This window comes from Planctobacterium marinum (assembly GCF_036322805.1).
Lineage (GTDB): Bacteria > Pseudomonadota > Gammaproteobacteria > Enterobacterales > Alteromonadaceae > Planctobacterium > Planctobacterium marinum_A.
Genome location: NZ_AP027272.1, coordinates 4,682,555 through 4,698,607, shown reverse-complemented (window position 1 = coordinate 4,698,607; position 16,053 = coordinate 4,682,555). Strand labels below are relative to the sequence as shown.

Below are 16,053 nucleotides of genomic sequence, written 5' to 3'. Positions count from 1 at the left end.
AATTTCCAGAAAGTCCTTTATTCATCATGCCTAAACCACTACTTTCACGCCATTGCGACAGCTTCACGGCTTGTCTTCAAAGCCATTACCGGGCAGAGCTGAATGTAGATTTATTGGCGGAGCACGTTACTGAGGTGAAGCTGAAAGCCAATGAGTTCTTGTGGCAGGCAAATCAATCCCAGGAATACCTTTATGTGCTGCAAAACGGCTTGCTCTATGCCTATTTTGAAACCTCCGAAGGCAAATCTTTCTGTAAGGAAGTGTATTGGGAAAACGACCTGATTTTTGGCTTTCGTAGTTTGCTTTCTGATAATGCCTTTCCCTTCAGTGTTAGATCGATTGAGCCTTCGGTTTTATATCGATTCCCCCTTCAGCATTATTTATCACTGGTGAAAAAGCACCACGACTGGCAAGCATTTCATTTGAGTGTGGTGAGTGAATACTACATGTACAAAGAAGGCAAAGAAGAGTTTTTGCTGTTAAACACCCCAGAGCAACGGGTCGCTCTGTTTTTTGAAACCTATCCGCATTTGTTGCCTCGCTTACCGCAACACGTTATTGCATCCTATCTTGGTATGACACCCATCAGTTTTAGTCGCATCAAAAAAAGGTTGGGGCTGTTAACAAATGTTAATGCTGCCGGCTGAGCTTTCACTTATTCTCGTTGTCACCTTTTTGCAGCCGCGTTTAAGCACCTATGAAAATCACCATTAAATCTTTTGAACAACTGTCAGCATCTGAATTACACGATATTTACCAACTCAGAATTGCGGTGTTTGTGGTTGAGCAAACCTGTTACTACCAAGATGTGGATGGCCTGGATAAACACCCAGATACTGCCCATGTGATGTTTTGGGATGGTGATGTGTTGGCGGCTTACGCGCGAGTTTTGGCACCCGGCACTTCTTATCCCGAGTACGCCAGTATTGGTCGCATTGCCAATGCCCAATCCCATCGTGGTATGGGGCTGGGCCATCAGCTGGTAGGACAGTCTATTAAGGTCAGTTTGGAAAAATGGCCACAAGAGAGCATCAAGATCAGTGCTCAGGCCCACCTGCAAGGTTTTTATCAAAGCCACGGTTTTGTAACTGTGTCAGAAGAGTATCTGGAAGATGGCATTCCTCACGTTGCCATGCTGCGCGACAGCGCTTAATCACAACTTGTTTGGCCTTTAGATAATGGATAGACGACTCTTTATCTGGCGTAAACGGACCGTGGTGTCTGCTTTGTTGCTAGCCGTTATTTTTCTACTGGTGGGGAACCTGTTTGCCACCGGCGCCGATGTATTTGTTAAAAACTGGGCGGATGCCAGTGGCATTTATCAGTACCTGTTTTTGCGTCAGTGCTTGTTAGCTGCCTGTCTTTATCCGTTGTTTCGTCGTTTGCCCCAAGATGCCCGAGTGTTGCGCCGGGGACGTTTACAGGCCTTCAGAGCAAACTTAACCGTGATTGGCGGCGCCTGCGTATTTGTGGCGCTTACGGAATTAACCCTGGCGACCGCCAATGTCTTGTTTTATGCCAGTCCGGTGCTCACCTTGTTGTTGGCGGCCTGGTGGTTTAAAGAGCCACTGCACAAGTTTCGCCTGTTTAATATCGCCTGTTGTTTTGCTGGCGTGGTGGTGGCACTACAACCAGATAGCGGTGGCTTGGGCATTTTGGCGGGCCTGGCAGCTGCACTGTGCATTGCCTGTCATAATTTACTGGTGCGCTACATCCCATCCAGTACACCCACGATTGCCGTCATGTTTTGGGGGACGGTGTTGTCCATTCCCTTAATGGCCATACTGTCGGTGTTTAACTGGCAACCCTTTAGTTTACCCATGCTCTATCTGGTAGTGGGTTCAGCGGTGTGTGTGTGTGGTTATCAGCTGTGTTGTATTGTTGCTTATCGGCGCGCCGAAGCGGGTGCCATTGCCCTGGCGGAATATTCCGGTCTGGTGTTCGCCGCACTGCTAGGCTGGTGGTTATTTAGCGAAAACATTGATATCTGGACTGCTACTGGCATGGCCATGATCATCTTCCCCATCTTCTGGCAAACAGTGATAGAACACAAACGATTGCCAAAAACCGTGCCTGGCGAAGTGAATTAGCACGGGGCCGTACTTACCAGCTTTCAACACAATCTGAGTTCGTTATTTCCTGCTGCTTAATTTAACTCCTTTGGTATGGCTAAGATATCAACCGAATGTCTAAAATAATGGGCGGTTGACTTTGTCTGATAGGCGAATTAAGTTCGTGTTTTAATGGGAACTTTGTTCGTCTGATAATAGTTATACATCATGGAAGCATCATGCAATTCTTCTGGGTTAATCAATCTAAATTCAAAGAAGAAAAAGAGCTTGGAGTAATTCGAGCTGATACTCGAGACTGTAATCATCACGCCAGAAAAAGAATCTTTGACGTCAGAAAAGGAGATGTAATATTTTCGTTTTCAAAATATGGCTTTCAAGCGGTTTTAGTTGCTGATGAAGATGCTGACGTAAACAATAAAAAGTGTGAGATATCTTGCACATACAATGTATTTGAAAGTAATTTTGACTTAGACACTACAATTCAGCTTGTCCAAAAACACCTGCAAGTTTTGTATTCTCCTGTTAGTGCTGCTGGTAGCAGAAATCAAGGATACCTATATCCACTAGATGAAAAGGCTGCTCTAACCTTGCTTGAACTATGTGGATTAGAAATTGAGAGTCAGGACTCTAATTCGGAGAATGGAACAAATCTCCCGTCAAGAAAAGAAACATTAGTTAGCCGAATAATTCGCAATACAAAAATGTCTCAAAATGTGAAGACCATATATGAAAACACTTGCCAAGTTTGTGGGATAAGATTAATCACTAGTAATGGTCCTTATTCAGAAGGGGCTCATATTATACCTTTAGGTAAACCGCACAATGGTCCTGATCATGAATCAAATATTCTATGCCTTTGCCCAAATCACCATGTGCTTCTTGATGGATTTGCATTCTCTATTACAGAGAGTGGGAGATTAATTGGTTTAGAAGGAGAGTTAACCATTAGCAAAAACCACACAATATCTAGAAAAAGTTTAGTATGGCACCAAATGATGTATAACAAGGCCATCAATTCGGATTCGTAACAATTGGCTCGGTTCCGCTTCGCTACAAAGTTTAGCCAACAATTACTCACCGCTTATGGCGGCCGTTATACCTCATCCAGGAATTAAAAGTATGGAACAAGTGGAAAATGTTGATGGCAGATTGACCCTTCAGAGGACAAGCAAAATCCAGCAACTGGAAAAACAGTATTCTCGCGCCTATTACGTTCCCGGTTTAGCGTTTCTGTTTGTTGTTACTCTCTTTCTCGTCATAAACTTCTATAACTTACCTGTAAGTAATGTGTACCTCGCGACATTGTTGGCAGCCAATATTTTGGTTAGTGGCAATGCAGCAATGCGGAGGATGGATTACCTGAGGCAAATAATGGCTCTAGAAAAAAGTTAGTGAGTACTAACAATGAATCGGTTCACAATGGACTGAAAAACGTTCATCTGGGCCGATACGTACTGAGACAATGCAAGGCAACTAAGAGTTATGAAGTTTTCCCAATTTGAACCGTCAAGAACCCAAGAGGCTATAACGCTTTTCAGAAATGTGTTTTCTGCATCTGAGGGGGAGGCGGAAGGTCGTGTAATTGCAGACTTTGTGGCAAAGCTGATTCACACGACTGAGCAACAAGACCTGATAGGCTGTGTTGCAGAACTAAATGACAGGCTTGTAGGCTGCATCTTTTTCAGTCGTATTACTGTACCAAACGGGCAATCGGCATTCATACTGTCACCGGTTGCTGTGTCAACCGAGCTACAGGGGACAGGGATAGGTCAAAAGCTGATTCAATATGGCTTGGACCATCTCAGATCTGTAAACGTCAAATTAGCTTTCACTTACGGTGATCCCGGTTATTATTGCAAAACGGGTTTTCAGCCAATCAATGAAAATATCGTCAAAGCCCCTTGCCCTTTAAGTCAACCCATTGGGTGGCTGGCACAATCACTTGATGGCCAGGCAATTCAGCCTATGGTTGGTGCCACTCGATGTGTAGAGGCATTAAATGACCCAAGTCTCTGGTAGCAAGATACATTGCTAGCTATCTTTTTGTGTTTGAAAGTAAATTTTATGACTGTGAACTACAAGTTAAAAAGATTGAATGCTGGCAGGGATTTTATTGCTGACAATTATCAAATGCCACTCAGCTTGTCTGCTATAGCAGCGCACTCAAATATGTCTGCCTATCATTTTTTGGGAAAGTGACGAATTGAGCAATATTGGAGAAATATCATTTTGATTATTTCGATAAGATAAAGCTGAATTAACAACCAGGAATAGGTAGATGATCACATCCATAGCGCATGCAACAATATATGTACTTAATCAGGACGAAGCGCTTGATTTTTACAAAAATAAGCTCGGTTTCGAAGTTGGTGATGACCTGAAAGTGGAAGGCGGTTTCCGATGGCTAACTGTATATCCGAAATCTAATTCACAGCTTCAACTGGTATTAGCGGAGCCGAAAGAGGGACCAATGTTCACTACGGATTCTGCCGAAAAAATTCGAAGCTTAATCAAGGAAGGGGCATTCGGAGCAGGTGTTTTCGAAACTGAAAATTGTCAAAAAACCTATGAAGAACTCGTGGCTAAAGGTGTGGAATTTATTCAGCCACCGACACAACAGCTGTATGGTGTTGAAGCAATGGCTATGGACAACTCGGGAAACTGGTTTAGTTTGGTTGAACGACAATTTAACGAGTAATGTCAGCAAGAGGCTCTGGTACTGTCGCTGCTTTGGAGACTAAAAGGAGTTTGATGAAAACTATATCCATATTGGCCATTCGCATTTATCAAAAGTTCTTATCTCCCTATAAAGGTTTTAGGTGCGCTCATGCAGCTTTGTATAAGGGGGACTCTTGCTCAAATGCGGTACTTAAGATCATTGAGCAGCAAGGCTTAGTGCGCGGTTATTGTTTAATCCGACAAAGGTTTAATGACTGTAAAGCCGCACATGTTGTGCTTGTTGAAAAGAAAGACAAGGACAAAAAGGAAAAGGGTAAATGGTACGATTGTTGTGACCCTTCTCCGGCATGTAACGTAACTTCATGTTCAAAAAACAAAGGATGTGATTTACCAGAGCTGCCATGCGATTGCTCTTTCTTGTGAGCATTTTGCCCTTTCATTCCTTATCTCGACAGTGGAGTCCCCAAAGACGCATAAATTTCCGTCATGGCCGATGTTCCTGATTTGTCTGAAAAATTTGGTTTCAAATTAAGCAGATCAGAAAGCGAAGGCTTGTATATAGTCAAATAGGTTGTCACTAAGCACGCTTTACTGTTGGATTATTATGGAAGGTTCTATGAAAAAGGTTATTTCAATTTTAATACTGCTTTGTTTGGCTTCATTCACAAGCTATGCTGCCAATCAGCTCACAGAGCAACAAATCAAAAACTTAACCCAAGATTTTATTGCCGCTAAAAATGCGCGCCAACAACCCGATTCAGACGAGGAAGATGTGGAGCATTTTCTGTCTTTTATCGCTGACGAATTTAAAGATGAACACCTTAAATTCAATGTCACGGTAACCAGTAAAGAAGAGTTGAGAGCCGGCATGCTAGCCAAGCTGGAGGATAAGATAATCTTTAGCTCTATCGAAATTCTGGAGATGATGATTGGCAGTAATGTGGTATTTGTAAAGTTCAAAGAGCACGCCAAAGGGCAGCCAGCACATCTGGATAAACCCATCGAATATTCGGCGATAAATATTATGTCTCTGGAGTTTACCGATTCAGGTAAAATCAAGCACATCCGCCGTCATCACGGATTATAATGCCAGAGCATTTACACTAATACCTATCAAGCACTTTTTAAAGGAATAAAATGATAAACACCAGGCAAGGCGTTATTTTATTAGTTATTGCAGCAACAATTGCATTTCTGACGGCACTGGCTCATCTCTCTTGTATCTATTTCGGACCTCAGTGTTATGAAATACAAATGGCGCCACCCGATATCGTTGAGTCAGCGTGGGCAGGTACTCTATTAGCCCCTGTTGGTGCCGTTGTTGTATCAATCATCTTTGCCGTACTAGGCTGTTATGCCCTCTCTGGCGCAAAATTAATGCGCAAATTGCCCTTATTAAAATTTGGACTCTACAGCATTGCAGTGGTTTGTATTATCCGCGGTATTCTGCCACTACAACTTTGGCTCAGGCACCCGGAAAAAGTCAGCGCTGCCGTATTGCTGGTGGGGCTTGTCTGGCTGGGTGTTGGTCTTTGTTACTTACTTGGATATCGAGCCGTGCAGAGCAAAGCCGCGACATAAACTTAATTTATTCAAACAAAAATTTTCAGGAGGCGGTATGCCCTATGTGAATGTGCATGTGACAAAAGGCGTAACGCGAGAGCAAAAAGCGGAACTGGTGAAGGATATCACCCATTCCTTACAACGGGTCTTGGGCAAAAATCCAGAGCATACCCATGTTGTCATTCAAGAAATAGCTGAAGAAAACTGGGGCTATGCGGGCATGCTGACGGATGATTGGAAGAAGAGCCAGTCTTAGCTCTGACTGCTTCATTTTTTTAATTTCCTCTGATTTGAATCCTCTCCACATTGCTGAACTGAGACACATTGGGGGTATCTGAAAGCACATACTCAATCGCGGCATAGTTGTTGCGAATTTTGTGTGGTGGTTTGTGGTAAACCCAGCTCTGGACAGCCAGGATGGTGCTGGCGTCAAATAAACCATCTTGATCGGCTGCCATCACTTTAATATCAGAAACTCCGCCATCTTGCTCAATGCTAAAGTTAACCAATACCGCACCTTCCAACTTATGCTTCAGGGCGTAGTCTGGATACTTTGGTGCAGGGCGTTTGATGGGGGAGGTTTCAACCGTCGCTGATGCTGCCACAACATTTGCAGCAGTTGGAAGAGTTGTTGAGCCAATGATAACTATCAATGCACAACACAGGCTGCGCAACAATAGGCTTCCGTTTCGCTTACTAAAATTCAATTTGTTTTTCATATTTTTGCTATCCGAAAAAATCCATTATTTAAAGAAAAGACTTTGATTACGCGTGTAATACATAATTTTAGATTACGCGTGTAATCTAAAATGTCAACGATTGTTTTTACGAATAGTGCAATGCCATTCGGTTTTTGAAAAAGTAGCTATACTTTGCATATTTACTGTGTGTCGATAAAGGATTGTCTTGAGTGCTGCTATGACGTTGGAAGAAGAAAACCAAAAACTCAAACAGGAGCTTGATAAGGTTCGAGCGGAGAGGGACAAGTATAAACAATTGTTTGATGTGTCTGCCGATGCGTTGTCCATCATCGATTTAGAATCGAGCTGCTTTATTGAATGCAATAGTGCTGCTGTGCAAATGCACGGCGTGGAAAATGAGCAGAATTTTTTAAATCTCAGCCCGGCGCAAATCTCCCCGGAATTTCAAGCCTGTGGCAGGCCGTCAAACGAGATGGCCAGAGAGTACATCACTAAAACGGTAACCGAAGGTCCGCAGGTTTTTCAGTGGTTACATTCCCGGTTGGACGGTACTGTTTTTGAATGTTTGGTATCCCTCACCGCTATACCTGTTCAGGGAAGTACGCTGGTACTTGCCATCGGAAGAGATATTTCTCCTCTGGTGAAGGTGCAACGAGAACTAGAACTGGCGCTGTTAGAGTCAACACGTTTTGAAGAAGCTTACTTACATGAAAAAGAAAAGTTCGAACAGTTTGTGGATCTCGCTCCCATAGGTATCGCCATCAACAAGATGGCAGATGGTGCCTTTAAATTCGTGAACAAAGAGTTCAGCCGTTTTACGGGCTACAAAATTAATGAGCTCAACGAGATGGATTATTGGCAACTCACTCCAGAAGAGTACGCTGAGCAAGAGGCCGAGCAGTTAACACGACTACAGGAATCTGGTCGTTATGGGCCTTATAAAAAACATTACATTCATCAAAAAGGCCATCGTTATCCCGTTTTACTCTCTGGTATCCGCATTGTTGCTCGAGATGGAGAAGAGCAAATTTGGTCCGTTGTACAAGATATTAGTCAGCAACAAGAAGCTGAAGACACCCTGCGAAGGGCCAAAGACGAGGCGATTCAGGCCAGCAATGCCAAGAGCGAGTTTTTGTCCAACATGAGCCATGAGATACGTACACCCATGAATGGAGTATTGGGTACATTGCAACTGCTTGGAGAAGAGAATAACAGCGAAAAAGGCGCGAAGTTGATCAGCAATGCCATTTTCTCGGCCAACACTTTGCTCACCATCATCAACGATATTCTGGATTATTCCAAAATCGAATCCAATCAACTGACTATTGAGCAGGTGGATTTTTCATTGGCACTTATCGCTGAGTCGGTTATTGCCGATATGGAGCCCGTGGCGCAGGAGAAGGGCATAACCCTTGCTCTCAATATTGAAGCAAATATGCCACTGGTGTGGATAGGCGACCCTGTCAGGATCAGACAGATCATGATGAACCTGATTTCCAATGCCGTGAAATTCACGGAACAAGGGAGTGTCGAAGTTAGTCTGCGAGAGTCTGAAAGAGGTGGCCTGGCGGGCCTGTTAATCGACATTACCGACACAGGCATTGGCATGTCCAAAGAGGCGGTAAGCTCCTTATTCGAGCGATTCACTCAGGCAGATTCCACCATCACCCGAAAGTTTGGTGGAACAGGGCTGGGTATGTCGATAACCAACAATCTGGTAAGTCTAATGGATGGCAACATTCGTGTTGCCAGCAGCGAAGGCAAGGGCACAAAGTTTGTCATTTTTATTCCGTTATTAAAGTCTAAGAAAGCCGAGGTGAAGTTGGCGGAAGCACGAGATATAGCTATACCCGACTTAACCGAGAAGCGAGTACTTGTTGCCGAGGATAATTTTGTCAATCGCGAAATTATCGAATCCATGCTGGAAAAGACTCATGCCGAGATACATTTCGCAGAAAATGGTCAAGAAGCGCTGGCGCTTTTCCCTGAAATCAATCCAGATATCGTACTAATGGATATTCAAATGCCGATTATGGACGGTAAAGAAGCCTTTAAACGGATCCGACAAATTAACTCTACCGTCCCCATTGTGGCACTCACAGCGAATGTGATGTCGCAGGATATCCGAGATTATCGTGCCATGGGCTTCACCGGTCATCTGGGCAAACCCTTTGATATTCAACAGATATATCGTTGTTTAACCGTGCATCTGTTTTCCTAGTTGTCAGTTATGGACAGACTGTTCATATTGAGGACGACACCAGCTTTGCAAGCCGAATAACGAATACAGCAACAAATGTACAAATATCCAGTGCTTTTGACTATAATGGCCGGCAGAAACTTGCAAGCCATTAACATAGAGGTGCCATGGACGTCTCACGCCTACTGGATAACTTAAACGATAAACAGCGCAGTGCCGTGGCCGCACCTGCACAAGATATGCTGGTACTGGCGGGGGCCGGTAGCGGTAAAACCCGCGTGTTGGTGCACCGAGTAGCTTGGTTAATGGAAGTCGAGGGCTTAGCGCCACACAATATTTTAGCCGTAACCTTTACCAACAAAGCTGCCAAAGAAATGCGCGGTAGGGTGGAGGAACTGATGGGCCGTTCGCTACACTCCATGTGGATGGGTACCTTTCACGGCCTTGCTCACCGCTTATTGCGCGCCCATTATGCCGATGTCAATCTGCCAGATAGTTTTCAGATTCTGGACTCCGATGATCAATACCGTTTGATTCGGCGCATCTTAAAATCCATGAACCTGGATGAAAAACACTGGGCTCCCAAGCAGGTGCAATGGTATATCAATGGCAATAAAGACGAAGGATTACGCCCGCATCAAATAGATACCCGCGACGATTACACCCAGAAAAAAATGGCCGAGATATACAAGGTTTATCAAGATACCTGTGATCGCTCCGGGCTGGTGGATTTTGCCGAATTGCTATTACGTGCCCATGAGCTATGGGTGAATAATCCAAGCATTCTTGCCCATTATCAACGCCGTTTTCGCGCCATCCTGGTGGATGAATTTCAGGATACCAATAACATTCAATACGCCTGGCTCAGATTGCTAAGTGGCGAAGGCAACAATACCATGATCGTGGGGGACGACGATCAGTCTATTTATGGTTGGCGTGGTGCCAATGTGGAAAACATTCACAATTTCTTGCGTGATTATGTGGGCGCCGAGACGATTCGTCTGGAACAAAATTACCGCTCTACCGGCGTGATCCTGAAGGCCGCTAATGCTGTTATCGACAATAACCAAGGGCGTTTGGGTAAGGAGCTTTGGACAGAGCAGGCGGAAGGCGAGCCTATCAAGGTATATGCCGGTTTTAATGAGGTGGATGAGGCACGCTTTATTATTTCCAAAATCAAAACCTGGCTTGAACAAGGCAATGCGCTGCAGGATTGCGCTATTTTATATCGCAACAATGCTCAGTCTCGTATTCTGGAAGAGGCGTTATTGCACGAATCGATTGCCTATCGCATCTATGGCGGGATGCGTTTCTTTGAACGGCAGGAAATCAAAGATGCCTTAGCTTACCTACGGATGATGAACCACCCGCTGGATGATGCCGCTTTTGAGCGAGTGGTAAACGTCCCTGCTCGTGGTATCGGTGAAAAAACCCTGGCACAAATCCGTGAGTTGGCGCGGGAAAACCAGCAATCACTGTGGCAAACCGGAATGCTGATGGTGGCTGAAAAACGCCTGTCTTCTCGCGCCAGTAACGCCCTGAAAAGTTTTATCGATATGGTACTCACTCTGCAAGAGGACTTGGCTGAGCTAGGTTTGGAGCGTCAGGCAGATGAAGCCATTAAGCGCTCGGGTTTATATGCCATGTATCAGGCGGAAAAAGGTGAAAAAGCCCGTGCTCGCATCGAAAACCTGGAAGAGCTGGTGACGGCGTGTAAACAATTTGTGGTGCCAGAAGAAGCAGAGGAAATGACTCCACTGGCGGCATTTTTAGCTCATGCTTCTCTTGAGGCGGGGGAAACTCAGGCCGACAAGCATCAGGACGCGGTACAGATGATGACTATTCACAGCGCCAAAGGCCTTGAGTTTCCGCTGGTGTTTATTGCTGGTGTAGAGGAAGGCATGTTCCCCAGCCAGATGAGTAATGAGGAACCGGGCCGGTTAGAAGAAGAGAGGCGCTTGTGCTACGTGGGTATGACGCGCGCGATGGAGCAGTTGTATCTCACTTGGGCGGAAAGCCGCCGTCTTTATGGCCAAGACAAGTTCCATACTATGTCGCGTTTTATCAAAGAGATGCCCTCTGATTGTATGGAAGAGGTGCGTTTGCGTACCACAGTATCTCGCCCGGTGTACAATCGCTTCGAAAATCGCACCTCTCATGAAGCATTCGTAGATTCAGGTATGCAATTAGGGCAGCGAGTGATGCACCCCAAATTCCAGGAAGGCACGGTGATCAATATGGAAGGCCAGGGTGAACATGCACGAATTCAGGTCAACTTTGACGATTTTGGCAGCAAATGGCTGGTAATGAGCTATGCTCGTTTGACTAAAGTCTAATTAACGTGGATGGTGTTTTTTGTGCATACTGAACGGATAACTACAATAGAATGAACGACTCCCCCATGCAGCAGAAAGTGCTTGTAATAGAAGACAGCCCAACCAGTATGAAAGTGCTGTGCCACCTGGTGACTAAAGCGGGCCTTGAGCCGATAGCCGCCAGTACCCTTTCACAAGCGAAACAAATTTTTGCCTCAAGTTATCCCGAAGAATATCTCTGTGCGCTAGTGGATTATAATCTGCCAGATGCCGAAGACGGTCAGGCCATCGACTACGCCATTCAGGCTTTTATACCCACTGTGGTGATAACGGGGCGTTTAGATGAGCGCACCCGTGACCGCGTTTTATCCAAAGACGTAGTGGATTATATTCCTAAAGAAAACGCACAGGTTTACGATTATCTGAGTCGCCTTTTACAACGACTGGAAAAAAATAAGCAAATCGGTGTACTGGTGGTGGATGACTCTCGCTTAACTCGCTCCATGGTGACGGCGTTATTGCGCCGTCATAATTTTGTGACTTATGAAGCTGAAGACGGGCTTGAGGGACTCACGGTATTGCGTCAGCACAGCAATATCAAGCTGGTGATCACCGATGAGAATATGCCCAATATGTCTGGTGTGGAAATGGTTGCCGAACTACGCAATACCTTTAGTAAAGAAGATGTGGCCGTGATCGGGGTTTCTGGAAAAGGCAGTTCAGCGCTTTCTGCGCGCTTTATAAAAAGCGGCGCAAATGACTACATCAGTAAACCTTATTGTCACGAGGAGTTTTTCTGTCGCGTTACTCAAAATATCGAACACATTGAGAATGTTGCGGCAATTCGAAAAGCAGCCAACACCGATTATTTAACCAATTTACCCAATCGACGCCACTTCTTTACCCGTGTGAATGCCAATTTGAAAATGGCACCACAGTGGGTTTGTTTTGCCATTATCGACATTGATAACTTTAAAGTGGTGAATGATACCTACGGTCACGAGGCCGGCGATCACGCCTTAAAAATCACGGCAAAAATCTTAAGCCGGCATTTTAAATATCACTATGTGTCCCGTTTTGGCGGAGAAGAATTCTGTGTGTATTTATCGGCTATGGACGATGACTCTGCTACCGAGTTACTGGAAAAGGCAAGGGAAGAAGTGGCGCAAACCGAAATGCGCTATGACGGAAAGTCTTTCAAGTTCACAATAAGCATTGGTGCCAGTGCCGAGTTTGATGGCAACGCTGAAGCGACATTGCGTATCGCTGATAAAAATCTCTACAAAGCCAAGCAATCAGGTCGTAATCAGTTAGTTTTCGAGTGAGCAAAGCCTCCCGTATTCTGTGGGTTCGATTTTAGTCGGACAACGGTGTTCACATCAACTACCGCTGTCCGACTCGCCGTTTAAATGTTCTCGACATAAACGGCATTTACTATTTCCCTATAGCTCAATGCGAACCTACAACGAACCTGCATTCCATCTACACCTTAACGGTTCTTTGCTGATAGGCGCGCCACGAATCAAAACTAAATAATATTAGGGCAGACCAGACAAATCCGAAGGTAATCAATCGGTCTTCATCCAAGGGTTCTCCGTATAAAAACACTGCCAGTAAGAACATGATACTCGGGCCGATATATTGGAAAAAACCCAAGGTAGAGTACTGAATACGTCTGGCAGCTGCAGTAAAGCATATTAACGGTGCTGTAGTGACGATGCCGGCGGCGATAAGGATGAGATTGCTGTCTATTGAATTGTTCAGCATGTTACTGGCCGGTGAGGCCATTAACCACCAGAAAGCGAGTGCAAAAGGTAACATCATTAAACTTTCGACATACAATCCGGGGATGGACTCCACCGCAACTTTTTTGCGCAGCAGCCCATAAACACCAAAGCTACCAGCTAATACCAAGGCTATCCAAGGCAGCTTGCCAAATGAAATCACCAGAATCGAAACACCAATCACTGCCATTATTACAGCCACTTGTTGCAGCCGCCGTAATTTTTCGCCAAGGAAAATACGACCTAAAAAGACATTCAGTAGTGGATTAATGTAATAGCCCAAACTGGCATCCAAAAGGTGATCATTGTTCACCGCCCAGATAAACAATAACCAGTTGCCGGCCAGCAGTAAGCCGGATACCAGCAGGGTGCCTAAGACTTTAGGGTTTTTGAAGGCGTTCAGGACTTTTTGGTTTTGTCGTAAAACCAGGATCAAGAGCATTAATATCAACACAGACCAAACGATACGGTGCTGTAAGATCTCAAGGGCAGGCATATCCAGCAAGAGTTTGAAATACATGGGAGCGAACCCCCACATGCTATAGGCAGCGATAGCCAGTAGTACTCCGGCTTTGGTTTGATCTTTCGTCATGATAAGTGCCCGTTAGCATTGAATGGCCGCCAATATATAGTGAAACCAGATAATTAACAGTTTTCTGTGTTTATTGCTGATAACTAAATCGACTATAAGACGTAGCAGAACACTTGCGTACGGTAAAATTATTACCTTAAATTGTGCAGAAAATCACCCATATTCATTTTTCCTCATTTTAGATGACAACAGATTCAGGCTAGCTTGACTATTCTTTGGGCATCTCAATGACTGTGTGGTTGAAGGAAATAGCGATGCGAATAAATGATACGGAATCAAAAATCTCCCTGAGTACCCTGGATGTCCTGTTTTGGATGTTAGACGACTCGCACCTGAAGAACTTACAGGAAAAAAGCACCAAAGTACTGACGGCAGCATTTGGCACTATTGAAGAAGCGCGTAGGTATCGCTCTGAAGCAGAAGCCCAGCAGTTTACCTTGTCTCATATTTGCTCTAATGGCACCAGTGTAAGAAGCATTCCCCAAGCTGTTTAAATTTCGTCAGTTAAATAATTCCCTTAAAATGGTCAGCGCAATAGCTGGCCATTTTTTATTTTTGACACTAACCAGATGACACCTGTGACAAAGGTGATAAAGGTCAATAATGCCATGCCAATCAACAATAGGTGATTAAAACCACCGGTGTTGAAATAATCCATAAAGTGCAGTTTGAACATCCACTGGTGAAAACGTGAATATTGGTTTTCGTGACGGATCACTTTGCGTGTGATTGTGTGTACATAAACACTGGTCCGTCGTTCGTCGTCAAAATCGACGCGCCAAACAGGATTGCGTTGCTTGCCGTTATTGGACTCCCCACCCGGATGCTTAGTGGCGCCTGTAACTTTGCCCGGACCTGAATAGCTCTCAAGAGCGATGTCTCTGGCTTCTTCAGCATTCAAAGGTGAGGCAATAGCGCCTGATAGTGCATTAAAAGTAATGCTTTGCATTGGCTGATATTGATGAAAGGTTTGATTAAAGTGAGCCAGATAGTAACAACCCGATGTTGTTACAATCAGTTCCACTTTGTTTGCACCTGTTAGTTTCGGGAGCTCCTCTAAGCTCGCCAAGCTCTTGTTGCAACCTGGTTTTGGGGAAGGGTTGTAGTAATGGTTGCTGTTGTGCCAACTGCTATTTACCAAATTAAAGTAAAAGCCAGTACTTACCCAGATAACAACCTGTAGTACCACGATTGTGGCAATCCATCGATGTAAAAACCGGCTCATCTTCTCAACCTCTTGGCAAACCTGACACGCACAAAGTGAATAGTTAAAAGTAGCCCTGTGAACGCCATCAATAGCGCTAAAAATGTCATTATTGTAAGCGTGGAGTTGGTAACGTTTTCTCCGTCAATATCAAGAATGTGCAAGCGCCAAAAAACATCAAACAAGCGCCAGCCATTATGGCGTTTAGTAACTATGTCTCCGGTGTGAGGGTGGATATAGAATGTGGATGATTGCCAATCATCGAACTCAACTTGCCATACGGGTAAATGCCTGGCGGCCAACTCAGAGGGGGCATTTTGAGTTAACAGGTAAGTGTATTTAATTTCGGCATTTCCGTTAAAGCGAGTGCGGGCTATTGTTGTTATTTCTTCTTCTGTAAGCCAGGGGCGCGGCTTGCCTGTAATGGCGTTAATAACATGCCATTTAGCATTGCCCTGAATATCGGTTTTAAGGAATTGCAGGTGTGGCTCACCTAAAAGAGTTTTTATACTCAATTGTTTCGCATCGGGATATTGCTGAAGTACATCGGCAAAGCCAATAGTCAGCGGTTGGGATACCTTCAGTGAAGGGGGGGGGAGTGACCAGGTCCTCTCCGTGGATAGCATGAATATCGAACAGGCTAAAATACAAGCCGGAAACACTCCAGATAAGTAGTTGTAATCCCACCACCAGAGACAAATATTTGTGCCATCGACGTTGATATTGGGTTTTGATAAATTCCACCTTGTTGTCTTGATATTCCCTGTTAGATTACAAATTTGTAATGTCGCTGTAATCTGACTTTGTGAACCTCTTTTTTGGCCTCATCAAAAATCGCTAACCTTTTGATATTTATTAAATAAATTCTTTTTTCCAGTCCTGTTCTTGCCCGTCAAATCTGATTTTCAGCGATTTCCCGCTTTGATCTAAGGCAATTTTATGC

The 16,053-nt window shown here is 44.6% G+C and carries 19 protein-coding genes; 15 read left to right on the top strand and 4 right to left on the bottom strand.

From position 1 onward, the window contains the following. Positions 1–26 precede the first annotated feature (26 nt). The 11 genes from AABA75_RS20600 to AABA75_RS20555 all read left to right on the top strand — a co-directional run bounded on the left by AABA75_RS20600 (position 27) and on the right by AABA75_RS20555 (position 6,570). On the top strand, positions 27–647 hold the full coding sequence (locus AABA75_RS20600; RefSeq protein ID WP_338294618.1) for a Crp/Fnr family transcriptional regulator: 621 nt from the start codon (positions 27–29) through the stop codon (positions 645–647). Positions 648–697: 50 nt separating this feature from the next. Next, entirely contained in the window at positions 698–1,153 is a 456-nt protein-coding gene (locus AABA75_RS20595) for a GNAT family N-acetyltransferase (protein ID WP_338294617.1), read from the top strand. 25 nt (positions 1,154–1,178) lie between these two features. Further along, positions 1,179–2,090, top strand: a complete 912-nt coding sequence (locus AABA75_RS20590; RefSeq protein WP_338294616.1) for a DMT family transporter — start codon at positions 1,179–1,181, stop codon at positions 2,088–2,090. A 200-nt stretch (positions 2,091–2,290) separates the two neighbouring features. Then, positions 2,291–3,100, top strand: a complete 810-nt coding sequence (locus AABA75_RS20585; protein ID WP_338294615.1) for an HNH endonuclease — start codon at positions 2,291–2,293, stop codon at positions 3,098–3,100. Positions 3,101–3,191: 91 nt separating this feature from the next. After that, complete coding sequence (locus AABA75_RS20580) at positions 3,192–3,464, top strand: hypothetical protein (protein ID WP_338294614.1); 273 nt, start codon at positions 3,192–3,194, stop codon at positions 3,462–3,464. 90 nt (positions 3,465–3,554) lie between these two features. After that, entirely contained in the window at positions 3,555–4,091 is a 537-nt protein-coding gene (locus AABA75_RS20575; RefSeq protein ID WP_338294613.1) for a GNAT family N-acetyltransferase, read from the top strand. A 259-nt stretch (positions 4,092–4,350) separates the two neighbouring features. Then, complete coding sequence (locus tag AABA75_RS20570) at positions 4,351–4,770, top strand: VOC family protein (RefSeq protein ID WP_338294612.1); 420 nt, start codon at positions 4,351–4,353, stop codon at positions 4,768–4,770. Next, on the top strand, positions 4,770–5,174 hold the full coding sequence (gene yidD / locus AABA75_RS21450) for a membrane protein insertion efficiency factor YidD (RefSeq protein WP_425325591.1): 405 nt from the start codon (positions 4,770–4,772) through the stop codon (positions 5,172–5,174). Before AABA75_RS20570 ends, yidD begins: the two co-directional genes overlap by 1 nt. A 193-nt stretch (positions 5,175–5,367) precedes the next feature. Continuing rightward, positions 5,368–5,838 (top strand): nuclear transport factor 2 family protein, encoded by a 471-nt coding sequence (locus AABA75_RS20565; RefSeq protein ID WP_338294611.1) that lies wholly within the window; start codon positions 5,368–5,370, stop codon positions 5,836–5,838. Between the two features lie 50 nt (positions 5,839–5,888). Continuing rightward, positions 5,889–6,332: a hypothetical protein gene (locus AABA75_RS20560; protein WP_338294610.1), complete on the top strand. Its 444-nt coding sequence runs from the start codon at positions 5,889–5,891 to the stop codon at positions 6,330–6,332. A 37-nt stretch (positions 6,333–6,369) separates the two neighbouring features. Beyond that, positions 6,370–6,570: a tautomerase family protein gene (locus tag AABA75_RS20555; protein WP_338294609.1), complete on the top strand. Its 201-nt coding sequence runs from the start codon at positions 6,370–6,372 to the stop codon at positions 6,568–6,570. 19 nt (positions 6,571–6,589) lie between these two features. Here the strand turns inward: AABA75_RS20555 and AABA75_RS20550 are convergent, their stop codons facing one another. Continuing rightward, positions 6,590–6,919 (bottom strand): energy transducer TonB, encoded by a 330-nt coding sequence (locus AABA75_RS20550; RefSeq protein ID WP_338294608.1) that lies wholly within the window; start codon positions 6,917–6,919, stop codon positions 6,590–6,592. A gap of 301 nt (positions 6,920–7,220) precedes the next feature. Here AABA75_RS20550 and AABA75_RS20545 point away from each other — a divergent pair, with 301 nt between their 5' ends. From AABA75_RS20545 to AABA75_RS20535, 3 genes are all read left to right on the top strand, one after another. Then, positions 7,221–9,236: an ATP-binding protein gene (locus tag AABA75_RS20545; protein WP_338294607.1), complete on the top strand. Its 2,016-nt coding sequence runs from the start codon at positions 7,221–7,223 to the stop codon at positions 9,234–9,236. Positions 9,237–9,382: 146 nt separating this feature from the next. Next, positions 9,383–11,551, top strand: a complete 2,169-nt coding sequence (gene uvrD, locus AABA75_RS20540; protein ID WP_338294606.1) for a DNA helicase II — start codon at positions 9,383–9,385, stop codon at positions 11,549–11,551. A gap of 65 nt (positions 11,552–11,616) precedes the next feature. Continuing rightward, positions 11,617–12,855, top strand: a complete 1,239-nt coding sequence (locus AABA75_RS20535; RefSeq protein ID WP_338294896.1) for a diguanylate cyclase — start codon at positions 11,617–11,619, stop codon at positions 12,853–12,855. Between the two features lie 157 nt (positions 12,856–13,012). Here the strand turns inward: AABA75_RS20535 and rarD are convergent, their stop codons facing one another. After that, entirely contained in the window at positions 13,013–13,906 is an 894-nt protein-coding gene (gene rarD, locus AABA75_RS20530) for an EamA family transporter RarD (RefSeq protein WP_338294605.1), read from the bottom strand. Positions 13,907–14,160: 254 nt separating this feature from the next. Here rarD and AABA75_RS20525 point away from each other — a divergent pair, with 254 nt between their 5' ends. After that, positions 14,161–14,400 carry a hypothetical protein gene (locus tag AABA75_RS20525; protein WP_338294604.1) on the top strand — a complete coding sequence of 80 codons (240 nt, stop codon included), beginning with the start codon at positions 14,161–14,163 and terminating at the stop codon, positions 14,398–14,400. 32 nt (positions 14,401–14,432) lie between these two features. Here AABA75_RS20525 and AABA75_RS20520 read toward each other — a convergent pair whose 3' ends face one another. Together AABA75_RS20520 and AABA75_RS20515 are read right to left on the bottom strand one after the other, a co-directional pair. After that, positions 14,433–15,131: a PepSY domain-containing protein gene (locus AABA75_RS20520; protein ID WP_338294603.1), complete on the bottom strand. Its 699-nt coding sequence runs from the start codon at positions 15,129–15,131 to the stop codon at positions 14,433–14,435. Continuing rightward, positions 15,128–15,736 (bottom strand): PepSY domain-containing protein, encoded by a 609-nt coding sequence (locus AABA75_RS20515; RefSeq protein ID WP_338294602.1) that lies wholly within the window; start codon positions 15,734–15,736, stop codon positions 15,128–15,130. Before AABA75_RS20515 ends, AABA75_RS20520 begins: the two co-directional genes overlap by 4 nt. Between the last annotated feature and the right edge of the window lie 317 nt (positions 15,737–16,053).

Excerpts from the sequence above, each read along its gene's own strand:
- AABA75_RS20600 (WP_338294618.1), top strand. The coding sequence starts at position 27 with ATGCCTAAACCACTACTTTCACGCCATTGCGACAGCTTCACGGCTTGT.
- AABA75_RS20595 (WP_338294617.1), top strand. The coding sequence starts at position 698 with ATGAAAATCACCATTAAATCTTTTGAACAACTGTCAGCATCTGAATTA.
- AABA75_RS20590 (WP_338294616.1), top strand. The coding sequence starts at position 1,179 with ATGGATAGACGACTCTTTATCTGGCGTAAACGGACCGTGGTGTCTGCT.
- AABA75_RS20585 (WP_338294615.1), top strand. The coding sequence starts at position 2,291 with ATGCAATTCTTCTGGGTTAATCAATCTAAATTCAAAGAAGAAAAAGAG.
- AABA75_RS20580 (WP_338294614.1), top strand. The coding sequence starts at position 3,192 with ATGGAACAAGTGGAAAATGTTGATGGCAGATTGACCCTTCAGAGGACA.
- AABA75_RS20575 (WP_338294613.1), top strand. The coding sequence starts at position 3,555 with ATGAAGTTTTCCCAATTTGAACCGTCAAGAACCCAAGAGGCTATAACG.
- AABA75_RS20570 (WP_338294612.1), top strand. The coding sequence starts at position 4,351 with ATGATCACATCCATAGCGCATGCAACAATATATGTACTTAATCAGGAC.
- yidD (WP_425325591.1), top strand. The coding sequence starts at position 4,770 with ATGTCAGCAAGAGGCTCTGGTACTGTCGCTGCTTTGGAGACTAAAAGG.
- AABA75_RS20565 (WP_338294611.1), top strand. The coding sequence starts at position 5,368 with ATGAAAAAGGTTATTTCAATTTTAATACTGCTTTGTTTGGCTTCATTC.
- AABA75_RS20560 (WP_338294610.1), top strand. The coding sequence starts at position 5,889 with ATGATAAACACCAGGCAAGGCGTTATTTTATTAGTTATTGCAGCAACA.
- AABA75_RS20555 (WP_338294609.1), top strand. The coding sequence starts at position 6,370 with ATGCCCTATGTGAATGTGCATGTGACAAAAGGCGTAACGCGAGAGCAA.
- uvrD (WP_338294606.1), top strand. The coding sequence starts at position 9,383 with ATGGACGTCTCACGCCTACTGGATAACTTAAACGATAAACAGCGCAGT.
- AABA75_RS20535 (WP_338294896.1), top strand. The coding sequence starts at position 11,617 with ATGCAGCAGAAAGTGCTTGTAATAGAAGACAGCCCAACCAGTATGAAA.
- rarD (WP_338294605.1), bottom strand. The coding sequence starts at position 13,906 with ATGACGAAAGATCAAACCAAAGCCGGAGTACTACTGGCTATCGCTGCC.
- AABA75_RS20525 (WP_338294604.1), top strand. The coding sequence starts at position 14,161 with ATGCGAATAAATGATACGGAATCAAAAATCTCCCTGAGTACCCTGGAT.
- AABA75_RS20520 (WP_338294603.1), bottom strand. The coding sequence starts at position 15,131 with ATGAGCCGGTTTTTACATCGATGGATTGCCACAATCGTGGTACTACAG.
- AABA75_RS20515 (WP_338294602.1), bottom strand. The coding sequence starts at position 15,736 with ATGCTATCCACGGAGAGGACCTGGTCACTCCCCCCCCCTTCACTGAAG.